Source organism: Streptomyces sp. NPDC031265, assembly GCF_055570295.1.
In genome coordinates this window covers 1-26,254 of record NZ_JBVIHM010000030.1, presented here as the reverse complement: position 1 = coordinate 26,254, position 26,254 = coordinate 1, and the positions used below count along the sequence as shown (strand labels likewise).

The 26,254-nt window shown below is 68.9% G+C and carries 32 protein-coding genes and 5 pseudogenes; 18 read left to right on the top strand and 19 right to left on the bottom strand.

Features of this window, described 5'->3' with window-relative positions; translation table 11 throughout:
- Window positions 1-1,072 precede the first annotated feature (1,072 nt).
- Entirely contained in the window at window positions 1,073-1,267 is a 195-nt protein-coding gene (locus tag ACZ499_RS32855) for a hypothetical protein (protein ID WP_468679892.1), read from the top strand.
- Window positions 1,268-1,275: 8 nt separating this feature from the next.
- Entirely contained in the window at window positions 1,276-1,710 is a 435-nt protein-coding gene (locus ACZ499_RS32850) for a hypothetical protein (protein ID WP_468679891.1), read from the top strand.
- Between the two features lie 68 nt (window positions 1,711-1,778).
- Here the strand turns inward: ACZ499_RS32850 and ACZ499_RS32845 are convergent, their stop codons facing one another.
- Entirely contained in the window at window positions 1,779-2,357 is a 579-nt protein-coding gene (locus tag ACZ499_RS32845; RefSeq protein WP_468679889.1) for a TetR/AcrR family transcriptional regulator, read from the bottom strand.
- Between the two features lie 86 nt (window positions 2,358-2,443).
- Between ACZ499_RS32845 and ACZ499_RS32840 the strand changes: the two genes are divergently transcribed.
- Together ACZ499_RS32840 and ACZ499_RS32835 are read left to right on the top strand one after the other, a co-directional pair.
- Window positions 2,444-3,616, top strand: coding sequence for an FAD-dependent oxidoreductase (locus tag ACZ499_RS32840; RefSeq protein ID WP_468679887.1), 1,173 nt, complete (start codon window positions 2,444-2,446; stop codon window positions 3,614-3,616).
- A 350-nt stretch (window positions 3,617-3,966) separates the two neighbouring features.
- Window positions 3,967-4,697 (top strand): annotated as a pseudogene (locus ACZ499_RS32835) (transposase family protein).
- 55 nt (window positions 4,698-4,752) lie between these two features.
- On the opposite strand, the pseudogene ACZ499_RS32830 reads toward ACZ499_RS32835, so the two are convergent.
- Window positions 4,753-5,692, bottom strand: a pseudogene (locus ACZ499_RS32830) (LysR family transcriptional regulator).
- Window positions 5,693-5,808: 116 nt separating this feature from the next.
- Here ACZ499_RS32830 and ACZ499_RS32825 point away from each other — a divergent pair.
- The 3 genes from ACZ499_RS32825 (at window position 5,809) to ACZ499_RS32815 (ending at window position 8,394) form a co-directional block, all read left to right on the top strand.
- Window positions 5,809-6,621, top strand: a complete 813-nt coding sequence (locus ACZ499_RS32825; protein WP_468679885.1) for an inositol monophosphatase family protein — start codon at window positions 5,809-5,811, stop codon at window positions 6,619-6,621.
- A gap of 50 nt (window positions 6,622-6,671) precedes the next feature.
- Entirely contained in the window at window positions 6,672-7,316 is a 645-nt protein-coding gene (locus tag ACZ499_RS32820) for an NADPH-dependent F420 reductase (protein ID WP_468679883.1), read from the top strand.
- Window positions 7,317-7,944: 628 nt separating this feature from the next.
- On the top strand, window positions 7,945-8,394 hold the full coding sequence (locus ACZ499_RS32815; RefSeq protein WP_468679882.1) for a DUF2690 domain-containing protein: 450 nt from the start codon (window positions 7,945-7,947) through the stop codon (window positions 8,392-8,394).
- A gap of 62 nt (window positions 8,395-8,456) precedes the next feature.
- Here ACZ499_RS32815 and ACZ499_RS32810 read toward each other — a convergent pair whose 3' ends face one another.
- The 6 genes from ACZ499_RS32810 to ACZ499_RS32785 all read right to left on the bottom strand — a co-directional run bounded on the left by ACZ499_RS32810 (window position 8,457) and on the right by ACZ499_RS32785 (window position 11,501).
- Window positions 8,457-8,663, bottom strand: a complete 207-nt coding sequence (locus ACZ499_RS32810; protein ID WP_468679880.1) for a hypothetical protein — start codon at window positions 8,661-8,663, stop codon at window positions 8,457-8,459.
- Window positions 8,664-9,047: 384 nt separating this feature from the next.
- Window positions 9,048-9,380: a WhiB family transcriptional regulator gene (locus ACZ499_RS32805; protein WP_468679878.1), complete on the bottom strand. Its 333-nt coding sequence runs from the start codon at window positions 9,378-9,380 to the stop codon at window positions 9,048-9,050.
- Window positions 9,377-9,838 (bottom strand): hypothetical protein, encoded by a 462-nt coding sequence (locus tag ACZ499_RS32800; RefSeq protein WP_468679876.1) that lies wholly within the window; start codon window positions 9,836-9,838, stop codon window positions 9,377-9,379. The genes ACZ499_RS32805 and ACZ499_RS32800 overlap by 4 nt, the downstream gene beginning before the upstream one ends.
- Complete coding sequence (locus ACZ499_RS32795; protein ID WP_468679874.1) at window positions 9,835-10,137, bottom strand: hypothetical protein; 303 nt, start codon at window positions 10,135-10,137, stop codon at window positions 9,835-9,837. The genes ACZ499_RS32800 and ACZ499_RS32795 overlap by 4 nt, the downstream gene beginning before the upstream one ends.
- A gap of 53 nt (window positions 10,138-10,190) precedes the next feature.
- Complete coding sequence (locus tag ACZ499_RS32790) at window positions 10,191-10,322, bottom strand: hypothetical protein (RefSeq protein WP_468679984.1); 132 nt, start codon at window positions 10,320-10,322, stop codon at window positions 10,191-10,193.
- Window positions 10,323-10,892: 570 nt separating this feature from the next.
- Window positions 10,893-11,501, bottom strand: coding sequence for a hypothetical protein (locus ACZ499_RS32785; protein ID WP_468679873.1), 609 nt, complete (start codon window positions 11,499-11,501; stop codon window positions 10,893-10,895).
- A 366-nt stretch (window positions 11,502-11,867) separates the two neighbouring features.
- Between ACZ499_RS32785 and ACZ499_RS32780 the strand changes: the two genes are divergently transcribed.
- Both ACZ499_RS32780 and ACZ499_RS32775 read left to right on the top strand, forming a co-directional pair.
- Window positions 11,868-12,101, top strand: a complete 234-nt coding sequence (locus tag ACZ499_RS32780) for a hypothetical protein (RefSeq protein ID WP_468679871.1) — start codon at window positions 11,868-11,870, stop codon at window positions 12,099-12,101.
- Window positions 12,102-12,348: 247 nt separating this feature from the next.
- Complete coding sequence (locus ACZ499_RS32775; protein ID WP_468679870.1) at window positions 12,349-12,483, top strand: hypothetical protein; 135 nt, start codon at window positions 12,349-12,351, stop codon at window positions 12,481-12,483.
- 276 nt (window positions 12,484-12,759) lie between these two features.
- On the opposite strand, the gene ACZ499_RS32770 is transcribed toward ACZ499_RS32775, so the two are convergent.
- From ACZ499_RS32770 to ACZ499_RS32760, 3 genes and pseudogenes are all read right to left on the bottom strand, one after another.
- Window positions 12,760-13,110: a hypothetical protein gene (locus tag ACZ499_RS32770; RefSeq protein ID WP_468679868.1), complete on the bottom strand. Its 351-nt coding sequence runs from the start codon at window positions 13,108-13,110 to the stop codon at window positions 12,760-12,762.
- A 247-nt stretch (window positions 13,111-13,357) separates the two neighbouring features.
- Entirely contained in the window at window positions 13,358-14,233 is an 876-nt protein-coding gene (locus tag ACZ499_RS32765; RefSeq protein ID WP_468679865.1) for a hypothetical protein, read from the bottom strand.
- Between the two features lie 437 nt (window positions 14,234-14,670).
- Window positions 14,671-14,991 (bottom strand): annotated as a pseudogene (locus ACZ499_RS32760) (DUF3618 domain-containing protein); the annotation flags it as partial.
- 11 nt (window positions 14,992-15,002) lie between these two features.
- Here ACZ499_RS32760 and ACZ499_RS32755 point away from each other — a divergent pair.
- The 3 genes and pseudogenes from ACZ499_RS32755 (at window position 15,003) to ACZ499_RS32745 (ending at window position 16,581) form a co-directional block, all read left to right on the top strand.
- The gene (locus tag ACZ499_RS32755) at window positions 15,003-15,845 is read left to right on the top strand and encodes an alpha/beta hydrolase (protein WP_468679863.1); all 843 of its coding nucleotides are present in this window, start codon (window positions 15,003-15,005) and stop codon (window positions 15,843-15,845) included.
- A 200-nt stretch (window positions 15,846-16,045) separates the two neighbouring features.
- Window positions 16,046-16,351, top strand: a pseudogene (locus ACZ499_RS32750) (IS5/IS1182 family transposase); the annotation flags it as partial.
- Complete coding sequence (locus ACZ499_RS32745) at window positions 16,348-16,581, top strand: hypothetical protein (RefSeq protein WP_468679861.1); 234 nt, start codon at window positions 16,348-16,350, stop codon at window positions 16,579-16,581. The pseudogene ACZ499_RS32750 and the gene ACZ499_RS32745, both read left to right, overlap by 4 nt.
- 63 nt (window positions 16,582-16,644) lie before the next feature.
- On the opposite strand, the gene ACZ499_RS32740 is transcribed toward ACZ499_RS32745, so the two are convergent.
- From ACZ499_RS32740 to ACZ499_RS32725, 4 genes and pseudogenes are all read right to left on the bottom strand, one after another.
- Entirely contained in the window at window positions 16,645-17,013 is a 369-nt protein-coding gene (locus tag ACZ499_RS32740) for a hypothetical protein (protein ID WP_468679859.1), read from the bottom strand.
- A 131-nt stretch (window positions 17,014-17,144) separates the two neighbouring features.
- Window positions 17,145-17,531 carry a low temperature requirement protein A gene (locus ACZ499_RS32735; RefSeq protein WP_468679858.1) on the bottom strand — a complete coding sequence of 129 codons (387 nt, stop codon included), beginning with the start codon at window positions 17,529-17,531 and terminating at the stop codon, window positions 17,145-17,147.
- A complete protein-coding gene (locus tag ACZ499_RS32730; protein ID WP_468679856.1) occupies window positions 17,504-17,815 on the bottom strand; it encodes a low temperature requirement protein A in 312 nt (103 codons plus the stop codon). The genes ACZ499_RS32735 and ACZ499_RS32730 overlap by 28 nt, the downstream gene beginning before the upstream one ends.
- Before the next feature lie 59 nt (window positions 17,816-17,874).
- A pseudogene (locus ACZ499_RS32725) lies at window positions 17,875-18,208 on the bottom strand (hypothetical protein); the annotation flags it as partial.
- A 302-nt stretch (window positions 18,209-18,510) separates the two neighbouring features.
- Here ACZ499_RS32725 and ACZ499_RS32720 point away from each other — a divergent pair.
- Together ACZ499_RS32720 and ACZ499_RS32715 are read left to right on the top strand one after the other, a co-directional pair.
- Complete coding sequence (locus ACZ499_RS32720; RefSeq protein ID WP_468679982.1) at window positions 18,511-18,984, top strand: carboxymuconolactone decarboxylase family protein; 474 nt, start codon at window positions 18,511-18,513, stop codon at window positions 18,982-18,984.
- A 434-nt stretch (window positions 18,985-19,418) separates the two neighbouring features.
- Entirely contained in the window at window positions 19,419-20,075 is a 657-nt protein-coding gene (locus ACZ499_RS32715) for a DUF1326 domain-containing protein (RefSeq protein ID WP_468411166.1), read from the top strand.
- Here ACZ499_RS32715 and ACZ499_RS32710 read toward each other — a convergent pair.
- Window positions 20,072-21,253, bottom strand: coding sequence for a permease (locus ACZ499_RS32710; RefSeq protein WP_468679853.1), 1,182 nt, complete (start codon window positions 21,251-21,253; stop codon window positions 20,072-20,074). The two genes, ACZ499_RS32715 and ACZ499_RS32710, sit on opposite strands and share 4 nt — an antisense overlap.
- 130 nt (window positions 21,254-21,383) lie before the next feature.
- On the opposite strand from ACZ499_RS32710, the gene ACZ499_RS32705 reads away from it, so the two are divergent.
- Complete coding sequence (locus ACZ499_RS32705) at window positions 21,384-22,007, top strand: DUF1326 domain-containing protein (protein WP_468679850.1); 624 nt, start codon at window positions 21,384-21,386, stop codon at window positions 22,005-22,007.
- Window positions 22,008-22,155: 148 nt separating this feature from the next.
- Here ACZ499_RS32705 and ACZ499_RS32700 read toward each other — a convergent pair whose 3' ends face one another.
- Together ACZ499_RS32700 and ACZ499_RS32695 are read right to left on the bottom strand one after the other, a co-directional pair.
- A complete protein-coding gene (locus tag ACZ499_RS32700) occupies window positions 22,156-22,992 on the bottom strand; it encodes a DUF2182 domain-containing protein (RefSeq protein ID WP_468679848.1) in 837 nt (278 codons plus the stop codon).
- Between the two features lie 154 nt (window positions 22,993-23,146).
- Window positions 23,147-23,290 carry a hypothetical protein gene (locus tag ACZ499_RS32695; protein WP_468679845.1) on the bottom strand — a complete coding sequence of 48 codons (144 nt, stop codon included), beginning with the start codon at window positions 23,288-23,290 and terminating at the stop codon, window positions 23,147-23,149.
- A gap of 679 nt (window positions 23,291-23,969) precedes the next feature.
- Between ACZ499_RS32695 and ACZ499_RS32690 the strand changes: the two genes are divergently transcribed.
- Both ACZ499_RS32690 and ACZ499_RS32685 read left to right on the top strand, forming a co-directional pair.
- Window positions 23,970-24,248, top strand: coding sequence for a hypothetical protein (locus tag ACZ499_RS32690; protein WP_468679842.1), 279 nt, complete (start codon window positions 23,970-23,972; stop codon window positions 24,246-24,248).
- Window positions 24,249-24,745: 497 nt separating this feature from the next.
- Window positions 24,746-25,495 (top strand): hypothetical protein, encoded by a 750-nt coding sequence (locus ACZ499_RS32685; RefSeq protein ID WP_468679840.1) that lies wholly within the window; start codon window positions 24,746-24,748, stop codon window positions 25,493-25,495.
- A gap of 174 nt (window positions 25,496-25,669) precedes the next feature.
- Here the strand turns inward: ACZ499_RS32685 and ACZ499_RS32680 are convergent, their stop codons facing one another.
- A complete protein-coding gene (locus ACZ499_RS32680; RefSeq protein WP_468679838.1) occupies window positions 25,670-25,831 on the bottom strand; it encodes a hypothetical protein in 162 nt (53 codons plus the stop codon).
- 253 nt (window positions 25,832-26,084) lie between these two features.
- On the opposite strand from ACZ499_RS32680, the gene ACZ499_RS32675 reads away from it, so the two are divergent.
- On the top strand, window positions 26,085-26,254 hold a 170-nt coding region (locus ACZ499_RS32675; protein ID WP_468679981.1), incomplete at its 3' end, for a transposase.

Here is a 26,254-nt window from a genome sequence, read left to right as displayed (position 1 = left end):
CTGGACGTAGGTGGTCGACGGCGCGGGCCCCGCTGACGTTGCTTCCGCATCCGACGAAGCCGGCGGCCTCGAACCACCGCTCAGAGCGACTGAGGCGGTGATCGCGCAGACCACCGCCTCAAAGATCGAGAACGGGGATCGAGGTTCGTCTCAACACTTTGTCCCTTGGGCCGGACAGGGGCCGCCGTCAATGAGAAAGGGCCATCGGAAACGCGGACCTGGTATGTAGACCGTTTTGTCAAGTGAGCAGGGGCTGTTGGACTCGCTTGCGCGGGCCTGGGGGTGGTGCTGTGGGACCGGCGGGAGGCCGGTGGCGTGTCATCGGCTGGAGCCCTGCGACAGCCTCCGGCCCGTCCGGCCACCGCGCCGAAACCATCCCGACCAGGCCCGGGACGGCCACCCGGCTCGAAGAACAGGAGCCCGGTCCGGCACCACAACGTTGGGAAGACCGTGAAACGAGCCGAAACCCTCACCGAATATATCCGGACAAAAACAGGAGAAAGGCTAAATTCCAAGCTCAGACGCTGCTGCCGTTCCGATCTTGAGGATTGTGCGTCGAACTGGTGTCTCGATCGGGTGATCCTTGCAGGCTGCGGGCATGAGAACAGGGCCTCTTGGTAGCTCTGGGTTGCGAAGCCAACCGAGAACGAGGAGACCCCGTTGCCGCAGTTGTACGCGCTCGCTCCGGTGGAGTTCAACTCGGCTGCTCCGTTCTGTGATTGTGTCGCTCACCGGTGCGGGGAATGCGGCCGATCACCCGGAGCGGGTTCGGCGGTATCCCTCGGGCATGACGGATGCGGAGTGGGCGGTCGTGCGGCCGCTGCTGCCGGTGCCGGGCTGGCTGCGGGGCGCAGCCGGAGGCGTACTGCCACCGGGCGATGTTGGACGCGGTCCGCTACCTGGTGGACAACGGCATCAAGTGGCGCGGTGCGACACGAGGTCGCACTGATCAAGTGGCAGACGAGAGAGAGGAGTTGATGAAGCCCAGGCCAGTGTCCAGGGCCCAGGGGCATTGCGTAGTCGAGATCGGTCCGGTTCGCCGGGTTCATGAGTGACGTGGCGTCCTGACGGCATGTCCGGCCAGTACGCCCGCAAGCTGATGATCGGGGAACGGAACCCCGACTGGCGGCTCCCGTACGTGATCCAAGTCCTGGATCTGGACGTGGACCTGGAATCGGGGCACGTGGCAGATACCGCAGAGCCGATCGGCCCCGTCGTCGATACCGGCTTCAGTGCTGGCTCTTGGCAGGAGCGAGTTGGACCGTAGGGGCCTTCTTGCCACTTCCAGCAGCGCGGCCCTGCCCTGCTCGGCGTGCCGGACCCCGTTGCCATCACGCGCCGAGTGCGCAACTCCTCCGCCACAGCCGTACGGGTCGGCCAAGGGGAAGTCTCGGCGATCTTCCGCATGGTCAAGACGCTGGCGCGGCCGAGTACGGCGGCGGCCACGTCAAGAAGATCGCCATCGACTACCTCACGGGCGGCGCGGGCCCCTGGCTGGACGGCCGCTGCACCGAGGTCATCGGTCAGAAGCTGTACGCCGCACCCTCCCAACTCCCCCACCTGATCGGCTGGATGACCCAGGACGGGGGCGACGACGCCAGGCACCAGATCCTCGCCCGGCACTACTACAGCACGCTCGTGAGGGCTGCCGCCAGGGCATACTTGGTGAAAGCGGTGCGCATCAGAGTCCTCCCGGCCACACAGGACTGACGAACCGGTCCGGTCCCGGTCGGCGTTCCTCCCGAGCGCGACCGGGCAGGAGCCTGCCCGTCAGCGCACTACGCCAGCGCCGCGTCCACCATCCGACGTGCCACCCCCGTCAGTTCGGCCAGGTCCGGGGCCGGGCGGGAGTGGGCAAGGGCTCCTACTAGGCGGTCGTAGAGGAGGCCGTCGGTCCAGCCCACCAGCAGCTCCGCGGACTCCTCGGGGCGTTCCGCCCCCAGCCCGGCGAGCAAGGCGGCTGCCCGGGTGCGTGCGCCCAGGCCCGCCCGGTGGAGCTCCGGCGCCAGCTCGGGCCGGCGGGCCGCCTCCAGGCTCAGTTCGAAGCGGGCCAGCTGCCGCGCGCGCCCCGTGGTCAGCCACCGGTGCAGCAGGGCGGCGATCGCCGCCGCCATCGCGTCGCGGTCCGGCGCCGGAGGGGGGCCGTTGCCGTCGAAGTCGCCGAGGTCGAGCTCGGCGAGCCGCTGGTAGCAGGCGCCGATCAGCGCCGTCCTCGTACGGAAGTAGTACGAGGTGCTGCCCGCCGACAGCCCCGCCGCGGCATCGACCGCCCGGTGGGTCAGACCGCGCAGCCCGGTGGCGGCCACGAGGTCGATCGCGGTGTCCGCGAGAAGAGTTCTGCGATCAGGGGTGGACATGGCATCACTCTACAGCTGTAGAGTGGCGCCATTACCTCTACGGATGTAGAGGACCCGGGCGTCGAACAGGTGGGGAGGAACGTGCCATGACGAAGACTCCACGTCACGCGGTCGTAGTGGGTGCGGGCATCGGCGGACTCACGGCGGCGGTCGCGCTGCACCGGCGCGGCTGGCAGGTAACCGTGTGCGAGCGGGCGCCCGAGCCGTCCGCCGCCGGCGCCGGCATCGTCCTCGCCCCCAACGCCCTGCGCGCCTTCGACGCCATCGGCTTCGACGCCACCCGGGCGGCGGGTCACGCCGTACCGGCCGCGATGGGCCTGCGGCGCCCCGGCGGCGACTGGCGGAGCCGCGCCGACGCGGCGACGATGGCGGCCCGTTACGGCCGCCCCCCGCTCGCCGTGTACCGCCCGGCCCTCGCGGCCGCCCTGGCCGCCGTGCTCCCGCACGGCGCGATCCGTTACGGCACCGCCGTCAGCGGCATCGACGACGCCGACGGCGGTGACGGCGGCCCGGTCGTCCGCACCTCGTCCGGCGATCTCCCCGCCGACGTCGCGATCGCCGCCGACGGCATCCGCAGCGCGCTGCGCCGCCAGTACTTCCCCGACCATCCCGGCCTGCACTACAGCGGCGAGACCGCCTGGCGTACCGTACTGCCCGCCGACGGCCTCCCGGACCTGGCCGCCGCCGAGACCTGGGGCCGCGGCGAACGCTTCGGCGTGGTCCCACTCTCGGACGGCCGGGTCTACCTCTACGCCACCGCCGTCGTCCCCGAGGGATACGAGCCGACCGACGTCCGCGCCGAACTCCTGCGCCGCTACGGCACCTGGCACGCCCCCGTACCGGCGCTGCTGGAACGGATCGACCCGGCGGCCGTCCTCCAGCACGACCTGTACGACCTGGCCGCCCCACTCCCCCGCTACCACGACGGCCGGATCGCCTGGCTCGGCGATGCCGCCCACGCCATGACCCCCAACCTCGGCCAGGGCGGCTGCCAGGCCGTCGAGGACGCGGTCGTGCTCGCACACCTGCTGGACGGGGCCGACATACCCGCCGCCCTGGCCGCCTACAGCGCGGCCCGGCGCACCCGCACCGACGCCATCCGCCTCCGCTCCCGCCGCGCCGGCCGTATCGCCGCCCTCACCCACCCCGTCGCGACGGCCGCCCGCGACCTTGCCCTCCGCGCCACCCCGGCCCGCACCGCACGACGCGCCCTGGACGACCTGTTCGACGGGTTCAGCCTGCCGACGGCTACGGGGTGAGCCCGAGACAGGACATCCAGGCCGAGCCCGGGCCAGATCCTCGGCGAGGTCAGCCGGCACCGTCCACGTCATGCGGGGTGTGGGCGAAGCAGTAGCCGTGCGAGCGCAGGACCACCTGTGGCCCGCCCTGCCCGAGGCACCCGCACCGGCTGGTACTGGTGGAACCCCGCCGCCATGACGCGACGGGACTTCACCCCTTGACCCAGCCGCTCCCCCGGGCCTGTTGCCACCCGACTTTCCCCGCGAGCTGAACTGTCCTGCGCGACGACGAAGCTCCTGGTAGACGGGATCTCGACCAAGATCACCCGCGTGTCTGCCAGGAGCTTCGCGCGCTCGCTTACCCCTCCTCGATTGATCTGTCCAGCCGCAACTTGCGGTTCCTGGCCGGACGACTGGCGGCTATGCGGCAGGAAATCGGGACGCGTTGGCGGCGCCTTCCCGCCTCGCGACAAGCCCTGCTCGCCCTGACTCACCTGCGGTGCGGTGACACCTACGCCGAGCCGGCCGCCGGATTCGGCATGGGTCGCGACCGCCTACCGCTACATACGTGAAGCCGTTGAGGCCCTGTCCACCCTCGCCCCGTCGCTGGCCGAAGCGATGCGGACGAACCGGACAAAGGTGTTCGTCATCCTTGACGGCACCCCGTTGCCGATCGACCGCATCGCCACCGACTCCCCCTACTGCTCCGGGAAACACAAGCGCCACGGCATGAACGTGCAAAGCCTGACCGATCCGTTCGGACGGCTGCTCTGGGCCTCGCCTGCCCTGCCCGGCTCCCCTCACGACCTGACCGCCGCACCGCAGCACGGGATCATCGAAGCCCTCACCGAAGCAAAACTCAAATGCTGGGCGGACAGGGCATATCAAGGCGCCGCCGGCCCCGTCCAGGTACCGTTTCGGGGCCGTCGACTCAAGCGAGGGAAGCGCCGCCACAACACCGCCCACGCCAAGATCCGCTGCCTCGGCGAGCAGGCCATGGCCACCCTCAAGGGGGCGCCTCCTGCGCAGCCGCCGCTGCAGCACCAACCGGATCAGCGACCTGGTGAAGGCCGTCCTCGTCCGTCACCACGCATCAGCGTGAGGTCGGCGAACTCTCCGGGAGTCAGCCGCCGCAGGCCTTTCTTCGGGCGTATCCGTCACTTCCCGGTGCGGTTGATGAGGGGCTGTTGAGAGGTGGTCGGTGGTGTGAATAGTGCCTGGAGGGTTTCGGTGGCCAGGTCTCGCAGCCAGGTGTGGGCGCGGTCGTTGTCGTAGCGCTGGTGCCACAGCAGGTACAAAGGTACGTCGGGCAGCGGGATGGGCGGCGGCAGTGTGGCCAGGCCGAGCTGTTCCCGGGCCGTACGGGTGACCGCGTCGGGGAGGGTGACGATGAGGTCGGGAGGGCGAGTTGCAGTGCGAAGGCGGCGGTGGGCCCGGCGGCGATGACGCGTCGTTCGAGGCCGTGTGTGGTCAGGGCGTCATCGATCGAGTCGTGCAGACTTCCGCGCCGCGAAACGGTGAGGTGTTCGGCGGCTGCGTAACGCTCAGGGCTCAGGGGGCCTGCGGTCAGTGGGTGGCCTGGGCGGGCGGCGACGACCAGCCGGTCCTTGCCGACGAGGCGGTGGCGGATGTCGCGGAGCGTCGGAGCGCTGGAGCTTGATTCGAGGTCGACCTCACCCCGGCGCAGCTCGGGGGTGTCCGTGCCGGGTTCGGCGGGCAGGCGCAGCTGGACGCCGGGGGCCTGACGGTGCACGCGGTGATCAGGGCGGTGCCGCAAGCGGCGGTCAGGGCGTCGTGCCAGCGCACGGTGAACACCCGCTCCAGGCCCGCTAGGTCGAGTTCCTGCTGCGCGGACAGAAGTTGGTGGGCCTGCTGCACGAGGGCGTGGACCTGTGCGCGCATGGCCAGCGCGCGGGTGGTGGGGACCATGCTGCGGCCGGTGCGGACCAGGATCTGGTCACCGGTGGCCTTGCGGATGCGGCCCAGGGAGCGGCTCATCGCCGGAGCGGTGACGTGGAGGCGTGCTGCGGCACCGGCGACACTGCCCTCTTCCAGCAGTGCGTCCAGGGCAGTGAGCAGGTTCAGATCCAGTTGCATGAGAGTAACTCTACGAGTGAATAGCATGCACTTGTTGTTAGTTGTCGAGGCACCTACCTTCGAAGTGCGGGTGCGGACAAGCCGCCTCGCAGCAACGGAACCCAGGGAAGCCCGCCATGAGCACAGCCATGCCTTTCGACGCCGACACGACGCTCCTGACCGACGTGACCGCCGCGGTGAAGGCCGCCGGCCTCACGCTGCGCGCCCGCTACACCTCGCACACCCGAGGAGTGAGTCTGGACGAGGTCGTCGCCGAGATCCACGCCAACGACGACGCGGTGCTGGATGTGCTGCGGGTACCGCTGCTGCGGGCCCGGCGAGGATCGCAGTGGGCCGAGGACGAGCTGGCCGGCGGGGCTCTCCCGCCGGGGGAGTGGTGGATCGTCGACCCCGCCGAGGGCAACATAAACCATGTCCACGCCATGGAGGACTGGGCCGTCACCGCCACTTTGGTCCGCGACAACCAGCCGGTACTCACCGTCGTCCACCTGCCGCTGACCGGTGACACCTACACCGCCGTCGCCGGCGGCGGTGCCCGCCTCAACGACGGACCCCTGAAGGTGTCCGCCAAGACCGACCTGGGCGCCGCGCTCATCGGTACCGGCCAGGCCAAACCCGGCGAGGACGAGCGCACCTTCCGGCGGATCGGTGACTCCGTCACCGCCATGCTCATCAACGGCCTGGTCGTACGCGTGTCCGTTCCCGCCACGATGCAGCTCATCCACGTCGCCGCCGGACGCATGGACGCGTTCTGGCAGTTCTCCGATGTCCGCTCCGGCCTGGTCGCCGGCGCCCTGCTGGTCTCCGAGGCCGGAGGCGCCGTCACCGACCTGGCGGGCGAACCCTGGAACACCGGCAGCCGCGACTTCCTGGCCGCCGCCCCCGGCATCCACGCCGCCGCCCTCAAGGTCCTCTCTCCGATCGCCTGAGCGAAAGTCTCCGCTCTTGCCCACCCCCGAACCGCAAGGAGCATCACCGTATGACCAGCATCGGCATCCTGGGCGCCGGCCGCGTCGGCACCAACCTCGCCGGCAAGCTCTCCGCAGCCGGACACCAGGTAACCCTTGGTGGCCGCAGCACCGAACACGCCGCCGCCCGCACCGCCGGGGCCGCCCCGCGCATCGCCTTCGCTGACCAGCGCGCCACTGCCCGCACCGCGGACATCGTGATCAACGCGACGCCGGGCGACAGCTCCCTGGACCGCCTCAGCGACCTGCGCACCGAACTCGCCGGCAAGATCCTCATCGACGTCTCCAACGCCACCCGCGACGACGGTGACGGCCTGCCCGGCGACTTGTGCTATCCCGGCAGCAGCCTCGCCGAGAAGCTCCAGGCCGCGCTCCCCGACACCCATGTGGTCAAGACCCTCAACACCATGCTTTTCATGGTCATGACCGCTCCCGAAACCCTGGCCACCCCACCGACGGCCTATCTCTCGGGCAACGACGAGCACGCGAAGAGGACCGTCACCGGCCTGCTCGGCGACCTGGGCTGGCAGCCCGAACGAATCGAGGACCTCGGCGACATCACCACGGCCCGCGCAACCGAGGCCATGATCCTGGTCGTGCCCCACATTCTGCGCCGACACGGCTTCAGGCCCTTCGCCGTCTCCCTCGCCCGTTGACCCACCAACCCCGGGTCAGACCAAGACCAGGCAGCGGGCTCGCGCAAGGCAGCTGGGTGCTGGGTGCCGGCAGGGACAACACCCGCTGGGCTGCAAGTGACGCCCGAACTCATCGACATTGGCCATGCCTACAACACGCGAGGCGACTCCCGAAGCCGTCGACAAACGACTCCTATTCCCCGGTTTTGGCTCAGGTTGTGTGATCCATGCACTGTGAGTGACGGCTGGACTCCCTGCGCGCCTTGGGAAGTTGCCTCAAAACGAGCAGTGGTAGGAGTGGGTGGGCCGACAGTTCAGGGCTGAATAAGGCCTTGTGCTGGCTGGAGGAGTTGTTGTTCCCGTCGATCGCGAACGTCGCGGTGCTGTCGGTCGCAAGGGGGTCTGCCCAGGTTCATGGGCTCCTACCTGCGAATTCCTACCGATGTTCCAACTGCGGGGCGGAGCGTCGTACTCCAACTACGGGTCCGTCGGTTGTTCTGTCAAGGGGGACGAGTCGAGCCAACCGGGCATCGCATCATAGTGATTCGCGTTACCCGTTGACGCGCACACGGCAGGCGGTCATGATCATCTTCGGCCTCCACGGGGGAGGCGCACAGCGACGTTCCTGTCCCTGGAGGTCACACCACCCATGAAGAACATGATCGCGAAGGTTGCGGGCGTCTCCGCAGCCGCGATAACCATGGCCCTCGTCCCGCTCGCGGGCACCTCGTACGCAGCCGGCTGCTCCGCCGCCGGCTGCGACAACACCGGCCCCGCCTCCCAGGGCTGCGACGGCGACGCCGTCACCAAGGCGAGCGTCACCGCCCGCAACAACCCCGACCTCCGGGCCGAGCTGCGCTGGTCCTCCACGTGTCAGGCGGCCTGGGCCCGGGTCACCTCCTCCGGCGAGCAGTGGTGGGACCGTTACGGCTCCATCGAGAAGTGGTCGGGCCACGGCACCGGGTTCCAGCGCAGCCTCCAGGTGAAGTTCCCCAACCCGGGCACGGACTGGACCAACATGCTGGGCGGCAGCGCCTACTACCGCGTATGCATCAAGGACACCGCCACGGACCTCGTCGACTGCAGCCCCTTCTGGTAAACCCGCCGGCCCTCCAGGTCCATGGGAACGAGGTCGTCCGTTTTGCGGGGCAGTCCGAGGACCTAGTCGGCGATGAGGTCGCTGGGTTCGGTCTCGCTCAGGCCGGTGGCCTCGCGGATGGCCTGCTCGGTGTCGCCGTTGTTGTGCATGGAGATCGCCATGGCCCCGTGCGCGGACAGGGCCGGGGCGGCGGGGGTGTTCGTCATGGTGAGTGCGTCTCCGGTTTCCGGGATGAGGGCGAGCAGGGCGGTGAGGGTGTCGGTGGGCACAGCCCGAGGACGTCCAGGAGCAGCGCCATGTCGTCCTTGTCCCGGGAGCTGCGGGCGGTGACCCGGGCCCGGCGGCGAGCCGCTGTGCCGGGTTCGGGTCCAGGGGCAGCGCTTCGGCCTCGAGGGCTTCGGTCCAGTCGGTGAACACGGTCAGACCGCCTTGCCGCTGGCGACCAGCTCCAGCACATGCCGGTTGGACGCGGCCTGTGCGGGGGTGATCGGTTCCTTCCAGCGGTTGTACGGCGTGGGCCGGGTAGGGATGCCCTCCAGCTCCAGCCGGGCGAGGGCCAGTTCGCGGACGGTCGGCGGGACGACGCGTGCCGCACGCTGCCGTTCACGGCGGCGGCGCCCCCGCGGTCCTGTTCGGCGACCACGCCGACCCAGTCATCCCCGAGCCGCCACGAACTGCTTGCGCAGTTGCGTGCGGTCGCGGGCGGTAGTCGCCGCCCACACCCCCGTCTTGGTCAGGCCGGGGTTGGCCAGCGCCCACTTGAGGCAGCCCTTGACGATCGGGCAGCCGGAGCAGGCGTGCTTGGCCTTGACGAGCGCCTTCTCCCGGGCGCGGGGGTCTTCGTCGGTGTTGCGGATGTCCTCGATCGAGAACCGGGCCGGGCTCGTTCGGCAGCGCAGGACCTGGTCGGTTTCGGGGAAGGGGATCCGGTCGTCGGCCGCGATGATCGTCGGCGGTTGCGGGGTGCCGGTGCGGTCGCCGCTCATGAGGTGCCCTCCGGAGCGAGGTGGGGGAGCTGGAGGAGGACCTGGTCCACGAGGTTCTGCGGCGGGCGCCACGGTCCGAGCTGGCCGTTCAGCCACGGGATGGGGAGCGCGAGCTCCGGGAGGTCGGCGAGGACCAGGTGGAACGCGTCGGGCTGCGCCCACTTCGAGCAGGGGGCGGTGCCGGCGGCGTCCTGGTGGCAGTCGGTGAGGCGGGCGACACCGATGACGGCCCGGGTGTGCAGGGCGCTGCCGCGGATCGCGGTGGCGACCAGCGGGTCGCGCATCGGGGCCCTCTCGGTGGCCTGCCCGGCGTGCAGCAGCTGCCAGCCGCGCCAGGACCAGGGTGCTGGACGGTTCTCCACGTCCGTCCCGGCGAGGATGCAGGTCGTCCAGGGCTGGCGGATCGTGATGCCCCGGATCCAGGTGCCCGGGTCGGCGGGGAGGGTGGCCGTGCTCATGCCGCCCGTCCCAGCGTGTTGGTGCCCGGCCGTCCGGCGCGGCGGCCGTTGATGTACGGCACCGTGGCGTGCTGCGCCCCGGCGAGGACCGGGCGGCCGGTGTGCTTACCCGCGTACATCGCGGCGTCGGCGGCTCGTTGGAGCAGCGACAGGTCGCGGGTGCCGAGGACGTCGGGGCAGGCGGCGCCGATCGACGCGGCGATGTCGACCAGGGCGCCGTCGTCGGCCTCCACCGGCTGCGCGAGCAGGGCGATGAGCTGGGCGGGACGGAGCTCGCGGCGGGCGGGTCCGATCCGCACGGCGAAGGCGAACTCGTCCCCTCGGAGCCGGCCGACCGCCCCGCGGCTGCCCCTCAGACGGTGAGCCGAGTGGCGGCCAGGACGCGGTCGCCGGCGGCGTGCCCGCCGGGGCCGTCATTGATCTGCATGAAGTGGTCCAGGTCCACGATTCCGACCAGGGCGTGGTCGTCGTACCGGTCGGTGATCTGCCGGGCCTTGGCGGTGAAGCCGTCGCGGCCGAGCAGACCCGTCAGCGGGTCGCGGCGGGCGGATGAGCAGCGCGCGTTGCCCGATCGGCGCCTGCACGCGCACGGTGGAGGCCATACTGGTCTGTCCCTCTGGTCATGTACGGGATGGGTGGCCCGAGGCGGCCGACTGGTTTTCCGGCCTTTGGCGGCCGTCCCGGGGCGGACCTACAGCTCGAAGGGCTCGGAGCTGAGCCAGCTGTAGGGGTCGTGCCAAGGGCCGGCGTTCGCGGCCTGCCAGTCGAGCGCCCAGTCGGGCCGAAGCCCTCGTGCTCCCGCGCCCCGGCCTGCTTGCCGGGAACCTCGAGTTCGGCCTGCTGCGCGGCGAGCGCGGTGTCATACAGCTCGTGCGCGATGCGTAGGGCCTCGCTCTTGGACGACGTCTCGCCGGTGAAGACGTGTACGCCCTTGAGCTGGCGGTTGGTGGGGCGGGTCAGCGTTTGACACGTCCTCGGACGGCGAGGGCGGCGAGGCCGCGCAGGACGGGTTCGGTCAGGCGTGAGGCCATCTCGATGTAAGTACCGCGGGTGGTCACGTTCTGGCCGGAGGAGCGGCGACCACGGAGTACACCACTACGCGCAGCCCCTTTTCGAACCGGTCGGTCGAGACACGTCCGTGCAGTAAGCCAGAGGGGTTGACGGGGGCGGGAGTGTTGGTGGTGAGCTGGCTGTCCTGGCCGATCACTGTCCCGGTCGTCTCCGGTTTCGGGTCGCCCGCAGGTAGGCTCCGCAGCACCATGGCCACGACGGTGGGGGTCATCGCCCGCAGCGACCAGGGCAGGGCATGGGAGGCGCGCAGGCCGTAGCCGGGCAGAGCCCAGTAGGTGGTCCGCAGCGCGTGCTCGGCGCGGCTGCGGCGAGGTCGGTGGTGTAGACGGCGCATTTCCATCTCGGCGTAGTGGAAGTCGGCGGCGCCGGGTTCGTCCTTGCCGTCCTCGAAGGTTTCGCGGAGCTTGTGGCAGAGGGCGGCGAGCGCGGACGGGCCTGGCGGGCAGGTTGCGGGGCCCGGTTGCGCGGGGGCCGGGGTCCATCCGGCGCGCAGCCAAGGGCGGTGCACGAGCAGGGCGCGGCAGTGGTGTTCTTCGGCCAGGACCAGGCGGTCGGTCGGTCCACCGCAGCGGGATACCCCGGCGCACGTCACCGCCTTGTGGGGTGCGGGCGAAGACGGTTTCGCCCTCCAGCCGCAAGTGTTCGAGGTGGAACGCGCCAAAGAACTGTGCCCGGTCAGGTCAGTGGTGGTCAGCACCAGGTGGGCGGCGTCCGACTCCGCGCAGCGGAACTGGGAGATGTGCCCCCACGATTGTCCCAGCGGACCTGTCCGCCCCTGGGAGCCGACAGCTACAACAGCGGCGGGAGAGCGCGCCGGAAAACGCTGTCCCGCTGTCACCGGACCGGAGAGGTAATGCCATGCACGCGCACGAGAAACGTCCTGAGAAGCAAGAAGGGACGCCGGGAACCGGTGCGCGTGCGGACGTCTTCCGTGTCCAGGGGCGTGGACCAGGGGCCGATGAGCACGGCGCGGGCCACCGCGCTCCAAGGTCTGGTGGGCAATCATGTGGTCGCGCGCCTCCTCAAGGAGGAGCGGCACGTCCACGGTGCCGGCTGCGGGCACGGTCACACGGGCGGGGCGAAGGGCGATGCGGTTCCCCCGGGGCAGAAACCTGGGAAGCTGAGTGTGCATGAAAAGGACGTACTCGCTGCCGACTTCAAGAAATTCCTGGCCGAGATGATGCAGACATAGCCGACGCGGATATCCGGCAACTCGATAGCGGACCACCTGCTGGTCCCCCAGAACTCGTTCAAGAACTGGTCGAAAAAGTTCCCAAAGTTGGACTGAGTACTGAGCGAGAAGTCCTCCGCACCCGACCGCGTCAGAGTGCACCCGACCGCACCGGGCACAGCATGTCGGGTCCGCGAAATTGATCTCCTAGCGTCGTGGACGTAAGGAGGAAGAAGGGCCGGGAGGGCCCGACCGCCTCAACCAGGCCATGGAGTACCTCGAGGACCACCTCCATGAGTCGGTCGGCGGGGCCGAACTCGCCCGGATCGCGATCGCGCTGTTCGGGGAGCTACTCGATTGCCCGATCTGGCTGGCCCGCGGACGAACTCGGCGAGGAGAGTGATCTCCTCCCCCGCTGGAACGGGCGAGGACTGCTCTCCCCGCTGATGATGTGCACCCCGTAGCAGGCCACTGCCCGGGCCCGCACCTGGCAGCGCGCCGCCGGTATTCCACCTGGATGAGCTGCGCGCCCCGTTCACCCAGCACGCCGCCGGCCACTGGAGTTGGATGGACGACTTTCGCGGTCCTGCTGTCCAGCCGGCCGGTGTTTCAGCTGGTTGCGACGTCGTCGCGCCGTCCCTTGCTTCCGTCCCGCTCCTGGCCCTTCATGCCAACAACTTCAAGGAGACTTCGGCGAGCGGCCGTTGTCGAAGATGACCCCGCGCTCGCCCACGCTCACCGGGACATTGACCCACCGGGCCTTGCCGTCGACGGACGAGGCGTACTGGCAGCGGTGACCGGTGTCCTGGCCGTATGCGACGCGTTCGAGGTCCGGCATCTTTCCGTAGCGTAGGTGCTTACTGACCCGGTTGTACTCCTTCCAGAACTCGCCGTAGACAGACTTCGCCGTCAGCACGGCCTGACTCGCGTTGGTGATTTCGTACGGTTTCAAGTCACCGGCCGGCTTGTCTAAGCGGATGGACCAGGGAACCTTCACGCCGTTGTAGGTAACGGTGCACCGTGTGGTCACGCCCGGCTCCTCGCTCGCCCTGCACCTGGCCCTTCAGGACGAGAGCGTCGACGTCCGAGTAACCGACACCAGCCCCCGCCCGCCAGAACCCCGCGTGCCGCATACCGATGGAACAGGCGGCTTGATGAGGATCTGTGAAATCCGGCCAGTGCTGCTCTTCGTTCCTCACTCGGTTGCTGTCGGCAACGATGGCCGACCCGCTCATAGAGTGCAGTCTCCGAGCCAGGGCAGGACCGCCCCGACCGAGTCAGCGGGAATCCGTTGCGTCGTCCTCGGCCGGGCCGGGGGCTGGCGTGCTGTCGGCGGCCTGGCTGGCGGCTCGTTCCGCGCGGAGTTCTTCGGCGACCTCGTAGGCCCGGGCCGGGTCGTAGACGGTGACCGAAGTGCCAGGGCTGTACATCGCGGCGGCCCGGGGCGTGTACCCATAGGTTTCGACGCCGCGCTGGGCGGCTATGCGGTCGACCTCGCCGACGGGTACCCGCCACAGCTCGGCGGTGTGGGACGGGGTCCACCACTCGTCCGGACGCAGGAAGTCTCGCTTGACCTCCGTCTGACGCTCCACCGCCACCTGGACCCGGCCGAGTTGCTCGGTCAACCAGCCGGTCAGCGCCTGTGCGTCGAGCCGAGCCAGCGGTGCGGACGTCGCCGGTTCGCACTCCACCGTCTCGCTGCGGGTATGCAGCACCACCTTGATCGACTGTCGCTGCCCCAGACTGAGTCGCTCGATGACGACGACTCGCTGCAGATCAGCCATCGCCATGGTCGACGAACGCAGAAAGCGGGCGATCACGACCTGGGCCGGAGTTCCCAGGGGGCGGAGCTCGATCCACCGCACCGTCATGGAGACCGTGACGTACATCATGGCCACGGCGAGCAGGATCACTGCGACGACCGTGAGCGCCAGTAGGACCCAGAAACCGCCCCAGACGAGTGAGCTCCCCGAGATCACGGCGACCACCAGAGCGGGCAGCAGAAGTGGGGCTGCGACCACCGGCGGGACCATGATGCTCCCGCCGAGCGCGACAGCCAGCTCGCGGGCCCGGCTGGGCACGAACAGCAGCCGCCATCCGGCTGTCATGGGTGCCACCACTTCCGCCAGCGGGCCGGGATGCTGAGTGTCCATGACTCAAAGGTAGGACTCTGCAAAGGAGTTGGTAAGGCCACAGCGAGCCGTACCTTCTCGAGGACGGGAACCGCAGCCGACAGCGCGTCAGCGGGCCAGGTAGGGGTAGAGGTCGGCCACGGCTTGGGGGCCGGCCGCGACTTGTTCCAGAGTCAGCGGCTGGCCGGCGGGGTCGGCGATGGGGAGGCACCAATTGGGGTACTCGTCGACGGTGCCGGACAGGTTCTGGGGGCGCCGTTCTCCAGGACGGGCAGGGCACGCTCATCGCCCGAGGCCCGCTCCCGAAGCTCGCGCAGATCCCGTACGACCGCCAATGCCACCAACCCGGGCCCCCTCACCTTCGCCCAGACCGCAGATCAGTCGGACAGCGCCGGCGAACATGCCACTGGCCGCGCCCAGGGCCAGACCGACCGGCTTGTAGGCGACCTTCGATGCCTTCACCGGCACCGCCGGCTGCGTCGGATGAGCAGGTAGGCGACGAGCGCGGCGGCCGCGGCGAGCAGCGGGGTGCGCTTCGCCCGCGCCATGCTCGCCGCCTGGCCGGCCTTCTCGCGTACGGGGTCGGGGGTCTTGTCCTTCACCAACTGCTTGGCCTGCTCCGCCTTGCCGCGGACATGGTCGGTGAGGTGCGCGGCCTTCTGCGCGGCTTGCTCCTTGACCGCGGCGGCCTGCTCCTGAGCCCGGGCCTTGACGTCGGCTTTGGCGGCCAGTGCCTTGACGGTCTGGCCGAGCCCATCGCGGGTGTGCTCGACCTGCTCGGCTCAGCAGGGTGCAGTTGCCTACGAACCCGCGCGAGTGGACCACCCAGCGCGAACTCAACGACGGCACCAAGGTGGTGCGCACGACACTCAAGGGCGGAAAGTCGGGCTTCGAGGGCAAGGTGTGGGCGTGGGCTCCCAAGCAGTACTTCGAGGACAAGTACAAGAACAGCGCCTTTCCGGTGCTCGTCGCGCTGCCCGGCAGCAACGGCTATCCCAGCAACTACTGGTACGGCGGTGACCTCAAGCTCCAAGAGACCATCGCTGAGCAGGCGGGCAAAGGAAAGAGCCTGCCGTTCATCGTGATCATGCCGGTGCTGAACGCGGACAAGAAGAACTACTACGACGGCAGTGACATCCCCGGCCGGGCAAAGATGGGCACCTGGATGTCGGACGACGTCCCAGACCTGGTCCGGGAGAACTTCCGTACCTTCAAGGACCCCAAGGGGTGGGGTTTCTTCGGCTCGTCGTCCGGCGGATACGTCGGGATGAAGATGATGCTGCAATACCCGAACCGCTTCGGCGCCGTCATCGCCGGCGGCCCCGACACCCGCCCGGACTCCCCGCTGTGGAACGGCCACGAGAATGAGAAGCAGGCAAACAACCCGGAGAAGCTGGCCCAGGACCTGATCAAAAAGGGCGGCCCAACGGTGAACCTCTCGATCATGCTGGGCACCAAGGAATCGGGGCAGCGCAATGTGAAGGACTTCCTCGCCAAGTACGGCAAGGGTCCCATCAAGACCAGTCTGCACATGATCCAGAACGGTCAGCACAGCGGACGGCAGTACGCGAAATCCCTCGCGGACGGCCCGCTGGAGTGGATCAGCAAGCGGATGCTGGCACCGTCGCCGTAACGGCCGCAACCTGCCACCGTGGGAAACCTCTGCAAGTGCGCTGGGGATGAGTGCGGGCGCTACCGCAGGCTCGGCACCTCCTGAGCGGGCTCTTCGTAAGGGCCTTCACCTACGGCGTCTGGGTCCGCTCCCAACTGCGGAAGCCGGCATGACGTTTGTCATGCGGGGCTGGCGTCCGTAGATACTGATTCGCCTGGAGAAGGCCCCTGGTGGACCAGGGCTTCAAGGACGAAGTCATCGTCCCCGGCGCCCTGCTGGGCATTGATGTCGAGGTCGTCCGCCGCAACCCTGCTGACCAGGGCAAAGGGTTTGTCCCGCAGCCGAAGCAGTGGGCGGTCGAGCAGACGAACGGCACGCTGCTGCTGCACTGGCGCCTGGCCCGCGAGTACGACCACCGGCCCGACACCTCCGCCTCCCGCGTCTACTGGGCCTCCACCGCGAACATGACCCGCCGCGTCACCACACCGAGCCCCACCTGGCGTGACACCCTCGGGCTGGCCGCATGAACGTCACCGAACTCCTCGCTGGCCTCCAGGCCCAGCACGACGAGGTCACCGACCGAGCCGCGGAACTACGTGGTCAGATCGAGCACTTGCCCGCGGCCCTGGCCGAGACCGAAGCCCGACTCGCGGACCTGGACACCGCCCGGAAGGTCATCGCGCAGGCCGCACCGGCAGGAGCCGAACCCGGCCCGCCAGAGACGGGCACTGCCTACCAGGCCATCCGGCCACGGTGATACCCACCCGCCCCGTCCCGCTTGAACCGGTCGCGGGACGGGGCTGCGATCCGGAAGAGGTGATCAGGAGACGCGCTTGAGGGTCCAGGCGTTGTTGTTGAAGCCGGAGTTCGGGAAGGCCACGCACGAGCCGCTGTAGTACGAGCTGGTCTGGACCCAGCCGGCGGGGTAGTACGCGGACCCGCAGGCCTGGACGACGGTGCCTATGGGCAGGCCGGTGAGCTGCTTGATCTGCTTGATGTTCGGGGCGAAGTTCTGGCCGCCACAGCTGTTGCTGTAACCCCAGTTGACGTCGACGTAGCCCGCCGGGGTGGCAGTGCTCGCACAGGTGGTCGTCACATCACCGGGGGCCGCCTGGGCAGGAGCGGCGGTGAGCGCGAACAGCGCGGCAGCACCTGCAGAAACGATGGCGATCGTACGCAAACGGGACATGACGGGCTCCTTGGATCGAAACAAGACCAACACGAAATCGACACTCTGTTTTTACGGTCTCCACACAAACCGCAACAGCCGATTTCCGGACTCCAAGATCACGCCATCGGCCCCATCAGCGCGGTTGCCAGTCACCAGAACCTCACGCCTGCTGGCAGCAACCCGTGGCGTTCCACGAAGTGCGCCGGGTCCAGTGCGCCGACGCGGCCCGTCACCGGGACGCGCTCGCCGTCGACATCGGTGGTGATGCGGCTGGAGAGGACGGGGGTGATGGCTTGCAGGACCAGCGCGGCCAGCCAGAGCGCTTCGGCGGCCCGGCCGCTACGGTGCCCGCCGCGGTGACACACAGCGCGGCCAGGACGCTGGTTGAGCGCGAAGCTGAGGACGTGCCGCCCATGCAGGAGGGCGTACAGGGCGCTGTGGAAGACGGTGACCAAGAAGTAGCCGAGGCCGAACGCAACGCCGTCCGTGGTGAACACCCGGGGAATGGTCAGGGCACAGGTGAGAAAGCCGCACATGCCCAGGGGATCAGCGGAATGCGGCGGGCGTTGGTCTCGGGTGGCACCTGGTTGGTGAGGTAGACGTAGGCGCCGTACATCCAGAACAGGACGGCAAAGATCAGCAGGACCCTGCCGGCCTGGGCGAAGGACAGGTCGTGGGTGAGCAGCACGGTCAGCTGTGTGATCGTGCAGACGAAGACGAGGTCGAAGAAGAGCTCCAGGGTGGAGACCCGGCGACCAGCGGCGCTCTCGGTCCCCCGGGCGGGCCGTCGACGGCAGACATACGTTCCTCCAGCAGGCATGTCGTTCCAATGTGCGGCCGACACATCAGCCCAGCGGAACGAAGCCGCCCCGGCCTGTCTCAGCCCCGGGGCGGGCATGCGCACATGGGGGCCTTCGCCGCCTCCCGGCTGACGGACTGGGCGGCGGATGCGATGTCCCGCCCCCTGGTCCGGCCGGGCTGGCGCAGCAGCAGGGCTCATGCAGCCCGCCGCCATCGAGATGCCGCCGGCCAGCGCGGGGGCGCCGTCGGAGCCCCCGGCGCCGACGACCATCGAGCCGAGTCCGCCGCCGAACAGGCCGCTCACCAGCTTGCCGCTGCGAAGGAGGCCGAAATTGAGGGCGCTGCCGTTCTCACCGAAGCAGGCCGGGGTCAGTGCCGCGAACATCGGGTAGCAGGCACCGACGCCGAAACCTCACGTCTCCCCCGGACTTGGTCCGGAAGCCGAGGAGACGCTCGGACATTCCCTGGAACCACCCAACGCCCCTCGTCCGTGGCGGCAGCCTGCCATACACCCCGCCCCCTTGCTCTGTGTTCCCGGTCCCCGCTGTCCTGAGCTGGCGTCCCACGGCCGGCGCTGCCGGGCCCGGATGCGCCCCTGACCGGACCGTCCACGCACCCAGGAGCCGAGACGCAGGTCACATTCCGGGATGTCACAGAACGCCGGTCCCGATTGTCGTAGAGGTGTCAGCGAACAACAGCAACAAGGAGTACACGATGGACGCCCGCCTGAACCTCTTCGCCAACCCGGTCGCCGCCAAGGTCGGTAAGCACTTCGTTTCCGCCGGCAAGGTGCTCGCGGACTCGACGCTGCCGCGGGCGACGCAGGAGCTGGTGAAGCTCCGCGTCAGCCAGATCAACGGCTGTGGTTTCTGCACTGACATGCACACCAAGGACGCCCTGCACGCCGGGGAGACCCAGACGCGCCTCAACCTGGTCGCGGCCTGGCGCGAGGCCACCGTGTTCACCGACGCCGAGCGCGCCGCCCTGGAGCTCGCGGAAGAGGGCACCCGCCTCGCCGACGCGGCCGGTGGCGTCACGGACGAGGTCTGGGCGAACGCGGCCAAGTACTACGACGAGGACCAGCTCGGTGCCCTGGTGTCCGCCATCGCACTCATCAACGCCTTCAACCGCATCAATGTCATGGTCCGCATGCCCGCCGGCGACTACCAGCCCGGCCAGTTCGCCTAGCCAGGAGCGGTCGGCCGGTACGGTCCGGCGCCAACGGCAATGCCTCGGGCACCGCCCCCTCGCGGCCCGGGGCAATGCCGCGCCCGCCTTCCTCTTGGCCGTCGCTCCCGGGGAGGCGGTTCCAGTGCGGTCTCCTGTGCGGTCTCCTGTGCGCAACCGTCACCCAGGTACTCCACAGACCGGAATCCCTCGTGGATGTGGATGATCGCATACCCGACGACAAGCCTCTCCGCATGCCGTCGAACAAAGGCGCTCAAAGCACCGGCTGACTGCTCCCACCAGCCGTGCCGGTCCCTCCCTGGCAGAGACCACAAAACCGGGGCGTGAGGTGCAAGCTGGAAGGGAGGCCGCCTCGCCATCCCGGGAGCGGGCTCGGGACCCGCGGTCTCGCCACTCCGAGTAAGCCCCCTGGGGCTCGGCAGGAGGGAAGCGAGATGACAGAAAACGTCACCACCGGTACGCACTGGCGCCTGACCGGTGATTGGTTCGATGTGTGCAAGTGCGCCATACCGTGCCCCTGCACGTTTGCGCAGCCCCCAACCTACGGCGACTGCGAAGGCGTACTGGTCTGGCACATCCGGGAAGGCAGCTTCGGCGACGTGCGGCTCGACGATCTCAACGTCCTGATGCTCGGTTCCTTCGTCGGCAACGTCTGGGCCGGCGAGCACACCGACGCGTACGCAGCGGTATTCCTGGACGAGCGCGCCGACGAGCAGCAGCGCGGTGCACTCGGTGCCATCTTCGGCGGTGAGGCGGGCGGATGGCCGGCTCGGTTCGGGGAGATGTTCCACCCTGAGATGCGCGGCATGGATTTCGTCCCCATCGCCGTCGAGATCGACGAGGACCTCGGCACCTGGCGGGCCGAGATTCCCGGCAAGGTCACGGCCACCGCCGAGGCGCTCACGGGCCCGACGACACCGGACGGCGCACGCGTCCAGGTCCACAACGCCCCGGGCGCCGAGGTCGGACCAGGCCAGGTAGCCACCTGGGGGCGGGCCACTGCCGACCGCGCCGAGGCGTTCGGCTTCTCGTGGGAGCGCTCGGGGAAGTCGAGCAAATACTTCCCGTTCGACTGGAGCGGCCCCGACTAGCGCGGACCCTCTGCCCCGGGGGCGTGCCCGTGCCCCTGTTCGCCGTCTCCGGGTGAGCCACCCATCATCCGCAGCATGGCCGGGCCGCCGGTGCGCCAGAACCGTACGAGCAACGTCGCGGCCAGCAGCAGGAAGGCGATGTTGAGCCACGTCGTGTAGTTCCAGGTGACCCCCTCCTCGGGGATCGTCGCATCGGCCTGGTCGGGAATCAGCCCCAGTCCGTCGAAGGCGAACTCCACCACGTATCCGGCGACGGCCATCGCGGCGAAGAAGGTGACCAGCAGGAAGACGGCCATCCGGGCGCCGTAGTACTTCCGGTAGATGTTCAGGATCGGCAGGATCAACAGATCCGCGAAGATGAAGGCGATCACACCGCCGAAGCTGATGCCGCCCTTCCACAGCACCACGGCCAGCGGCACGTTGCCGATCGAGCAGACGAAGGTGGCCACCGCCACCAGTGGCCCAACCAGCGGGCCGATCAGCTTGGCGGCGAGCGGATGCCCCTCCAGGAAGAACGTCCGCCAGAAGTCGTCCGGCACCCAGGCCGCGATCGCCCCCGCGATCAGCAGCCCCGCCACCAGGTCCCGCACCACCGCGGCCCACTCCATGACGAAGATGTGGGACACGGACGTGAAGCCGTCACGGGAGAACAAGCGGCGCGCGAAACCGCCCTCCCCCCGCACCGACATGTCCATCGCCGCATGGCCTTCCATTGATCCCGCGATCCCACGCTCGGCCTGCTCCCGCGCCCGTGTCAGCAGCCGCTCGCGCAGGAAGAGACGGAACAGCACAGCGAGTACGCCGATCATGATCGGCCCGCCTGCAAACTCGGCGGCCGTGAACTGCCAGCCCATCAGCAGCGCGAGGATCACACCGAGCTCCACCACCAGGTTGGTGGAGGCGATCTCGAACGCCATCGCTGCGGTGAAGTCCGCGCCCTTGCGGAACAGCGAACGGGCCAGCGCCACGGCCGCGTACGAGCAGGACGACGAGGCCGCCCCGAGGCCGGCCGACAGGGCGAGAGTGCGCGGCCGGTCATCGCCGAGCAGCCGGACGACGGTCGAGCGGCGCACCACCGCCTGCACTACGGCCGACAAGGCGAAACCGAGGATCAGTGCCCAGGTGACTTCCCAGGTCATCGACCCGGCGATGGACAACGCGTGGCCGATCGCTTCCACAGTGTGCCTGCCCTTCGGCGCAGGGTTCGAACGTTTGCCAGGAAACGCCATTTACAGGCCAATTTGGCAGGTCTAGCGTAAAAGTACAGACGACGCTCGCCGCCATCACCATGGGAAGAGGGGAGCAGTCATGTCGTGGACGATATCCGGCACGTATGTGGCCGGTTGCTCTTGCGCGGTGTTGTGCAGCTGTCCGTACGACGGCCAGCCGCGGGACGCCAAGGGCGGGACCGAGTGCCTCGGCACCGCCGTGTTCCATGTGGCGAACGGGAACCTGGACGACCTGGACCTGTCCGCCATGGACTTCGCGTTCTACAACCACTTCCCCTCCAATCTGACCTCGGGTGACTGGAAGGTCGGGATCGTCGTGGACAGCGCGGCCAGCGACGAGCAGGCCGAGGGCCTGGAACGCATTCTGTCCGGCCGCGAAGGCGGACCATTCGGCCAGCTGTCCCAGTTCTACGGCGACTACCTGGGCATGGAGCGGGCGAGGGTGGCCCTTACGGGCGGGGACAGTCCCGGCCTTACAGTCGAGGGCCGGACGGAACTCTCCTACCGGCCGCTCACCGGGCCCGACGGCAGCTCGACGAAGATCAAGAACGCCATGTTCGGGTTCGCGCCCGAATTCGAAGTCGGCAGGACCTCCGGCCGGTCCGATGCCTTCGGGCTGAGCTACGAGGCGTCGTACGGCGAGACGGCCGACTACGTCTTCAGCAGCGAGGAGACCGCTGAGTCAGGCCAGGGGCGGATCTGAGCCCGGTTGCAGGTGCTGTTCAACTACTTCGGGCGCTGTTCAACTACTTGGTGCCGTTGCGCATGTCCAGCGCAGGCTCCTCAGCTGTCGGGGCCTCCTACGCGAACGACGCGGCCCTAGGAGGCCTGGTGAGTCACATGTCGGTGAGTCACATGTCGCCCATAGGCGGCATCGACCCCTGCAACCCCGGCAGCAGCCAGTCCTGGAACGGGGCGAGCACGGCCAGCACGAGAAACGCGACGCCCACGACCCGGGCGAGCAGCGGGCCATGGGACCACAGTTTCTCCACGAAGATCACCACGGCCAGTGCGGCCATCGCCGCCACGTTCATCACCCCGAGGGGAACGAGGACGACCATCAGCCCCGCACAGCAGCCGACACAGTAGGCGCCGTGATGGACACCCACCCGAAGGTCGCGGGCCGGCCGCCGGAACCCGGCGTAGCGCACCAGGTGGCTCATGGGGTCGCGGCAGTGCCGCAGACAGACGTACTTGAGGGGGCCGAGCTGATACAGGCCCGCGAGCAGGAAGGACACCGCGCCGATCCAGCGTCCGGCGGTGGGATGGTCCTCCACCAGGCCCCCGGTGAGGGCCAGGGCCCCGTAGGCGAGCAGTCCGAAGGCGGTCCACACCAGCAGATACCCACCCACGAACTCCACGGTGCGCACGGTCCGCGCCCAGCCCGAGGACTGCCGACCGATCCCCCGCACCCATGTGATGGCCACCGGCGCCATCGACGGCAGCATCATGGCCGCCATCATCGTCACCCACAGCAGCAGGAACAGCGGCAGCGCCATCCCCATCGTGCCCGGCTCGACCCCCATGTCCCGGGCCTGCCCTATCGTCAGCGCCCATGCGGGCACCGCGATCAGTACGACCAGGAACCAGGCGGCGGCGAGATCCCGCTTCGGCAGCAGGCCCCCACCCGCTGCAGTCGGCGCGGCCGACCGGGCGGATGCGGAGGCGGAAGTCTGGCTGTGACGCATGGGCGTGTACTCCTGCGGCTTCTTCCAGGACAGCACGCATCCCTCCGCGGCGCGAGCTCGCATGCCGGCCCATACCCAGCAACGGCTCCGTGCCCACGGCGTTGCGCCGCTTCAGCCCTTCACTGACGACATTCGATGACTCTCGACGACAACATCAGGAGCCGCCCTTGGTCGACTGGTGGCGCTGGTCGTCGACCACCTTCGTGAACGCGTGCTTGAACGCGGCGTAGTCGTCGGCGCCGAGTTCGTGGGCGTGGCGGCGCTCGATGTCGGCGAGGATGGCGCTCGTGCTGCCCACCGGGCGGGGCCTGGCGCAGATGGAGCGCTCCGGCGCCCCCGAGAGCCGGGACCTCATCGCCACCGTGGTCGAGTCCGCTGCCCGCTGAGTACCGCATCGCCGATGACAGCCTGCGGAGCGCACGTAGCACCAGGACTCGTCCCGGCGCGTACGCCAGGCAGGGACTCGCCACGCTGCTCGCCGATATCAGCCTGACCTGTCGATCGATCCCGCCCGGCTGGCGGGTCGGCGGCTTTCCCAGCTGGGTATCGACGGGCCCGATGGCCATCGAGTGCGCGTCCTGCGCGGCCCCGATGCGGCTGCTGCTGACCGCCGCGGGCGAAGAGGTGGACGCCAACACGCACAATTGGATGCCGTTGGAGGACCGCGACCGGTCGCTGCGAGGAAACGTCTCGATCCGGGGCGGTCATACAGGGACTCCGCCTAGCCGCCTGACCTGGCCATTAACGCCGAATGCCCCACCAGGACGGTGAGGGCATCACGCCGACCACATGATTCGCAGCCGCTCGCTCGGCGGGACGGACACAGACAGGAGCCCTCAACCAAGATCAACTGACTATTCGTCGGACACAGCCTAGCGTGGAGTCATGGACACGGCACAGGAATTCGAGACCCACCGACCACGGCTGTTCTCGCTGGCGTACCGGATGCTCGGCTCGGCGGCCGAGGCCGAGGACACGTGCAGGACGCATACCTGCGCTGGCACGGAGTCGAGCCCGGTCAGGTGGTCGCGCCGGGCGCGTGGCTGGCCAAGGTGGTCACCAACCTGTGTCTGAACCGACTCACCTCCGCCCGGGCGCAGCGCGAGGAGTACCCCGGGCCCTGGCTCCCAGAGCCGGTGGTGACCGATGCCGGGGTGCTCGGGCCGATGGAGACGGCGGTCCCGAGACGTCCGGCACACGATGCCCGCAGCAACGTCCGGTCACCTGGCTTTCCCGGCCGGCCATCTCCCAGGTGAGCTCGTGCAGCGAAAAGGCGCCAACGGACACTCGAGCCTTGATCCAGGGACCCATCCCGACGGTGCCACTGTGGCCGTCCAGGCCACGGGCTGCGTCCGGATGCCGATCGAGAAGATCCACCGGCCACCCCGCTGATGTCCCCGCCCCACGAGCGGGGACATCAGCGGGCGAGTTCGACCGAGAGGCTGTCGTCGGTGCCGGGCAGGGACAGGGCCGCGAGCCACGTGCCGCCCGCGATGTCCTTCATCGAGCGGTGGCGCCGAGCGGCTCATCTTCCACCAGGGCGAAGACATCGTCGTGATGGAAAGCAAGGGCGGCAAAGCCGGAAACGTCATTACGAGTTACGGACCGTCCGGCCCCAAGAACGACAGCGGCGCCGCCGCATGGGGCGGGTCACCAACCGACCCCGGACCGCCCGTCACACGCGAGCAGATCGTCAACGGCGGCATCCCCACTCCTAAGGGCGGCTCTCTGCCTCCGGCGACAAGGAACCACCATGCGACTCGATCTGGCAGCGGATTTCGCCGTCACCCTCACCGACCGGCCCCTGGCCCTTGCCCCCCGCTATTCCCTGTCGGGCGCATACGTCACGGCATCTCCGCACACCGGCCGGCCCAGCCACGAGGTGCTCCTGTCCGAGACATTCGGGAGCGTCGACTGGCTGTGGTCCGGCGACGACGAATTCCGCTTCGACAAAGGTGACCGCTCACTCAGAGGCTGCACGCTCACGGTTCCCGAGGAAGCACCCGCGGGCTGGGATCCGCACGCCTGGACCGACGTACCCTCCACCGCCGGGAGCATGACGGCCCTCACCCAGGCCAACTTCGGCGCGAAGCCCACGTCGCTCAGGTGGGTGAGCGAATCCGGCGACCAGTTGGTGTGCGCCCACCGCAGGCCTCCCGTACACGACATCCTGCGCCTGCGCATCGCACCGTATCTGGATCTCGTCTTCGCCGACCGCGCTTACGCGGGATGGATTCTGAACCGCCCGGCCGACCACCTCGTACACGAGTGGGAACCCGCCCCTTCGACCCCGGCACCGGGCAGCACGGCGTCCGTGCTGCGCGACTACCTGACCACGGTCATCGAGCCCAAGATCGACAGAATGCAGGACGGCGACCCCGCCCTCCTCGGGGAACTGGACACCCTCCTCGCCCACATCGCCGCCCTCCCCGCAGACCCCAGGCGAGACGTACTGCACGACCAAGTGATCGACCTCCGCGAAAACTGGTACGGCGACAGCTGAACGGCTCACACCCATCCCGATGAGGGCAGAAGCACACACGGCTCGGCCGGCTCTCCGAGCAGATCCGCAATGTGGACGCTCGTCTGGCCCGCCTCGTGAAATGTCATGCCCCGCAGCTGCTCGACGTGGTGGGGATCGGTCCGGACAGGGGGCTCCCGCTCCCCAGCGCCGACTTCAGCTGGGAGTACGCGTCGGAGCCGTCGCCTTGCTGAGCACCGTGGGGAACAACCCGGAACGCCTGAACAGTGAGGCGTCCTTCGCCGCGCTGTGCGGCGGGACGTTCTCCGCCTGGATGGCAGAGACGTCGCCGTCGATGGCCCGCAGCGTGTGGGGCATCGCGCGGCACTCACCGAATCCAACCGTGAACTTGAGCGAGAGAACGCCCGGCTCAGGCCTCTGCAAGGACAGGTGAACGAACTCGAGAAGGACCTGACGGCAGCCCGCACCAGCCTGCGACAGATGATCCGGGACGAGAGCCGCCGCTGACGGGAGACTTAGAGATCATCTCATTTCGTGGGATGGGTAGTCTGTCTGTGTGTTGATGGTGGAGTGGTTGGTGCCGGACGGGTTGTGGGAGTTGTTCCAGCGGATGGTGCCGGAGGCGCCGACGCGTCCGCAAGGCGGCGGTCGGCGTCGGTACGGGGACCGTGAGGTGCTGGCGGCAATCATCTTCGTGGCGACGACGGGGTGCACGTGGTCGCAGGTCCCGCCGGTGTTCGGCCCCTCCGGAGCGACGGCCCACCGTCGGTTCATGGAGTG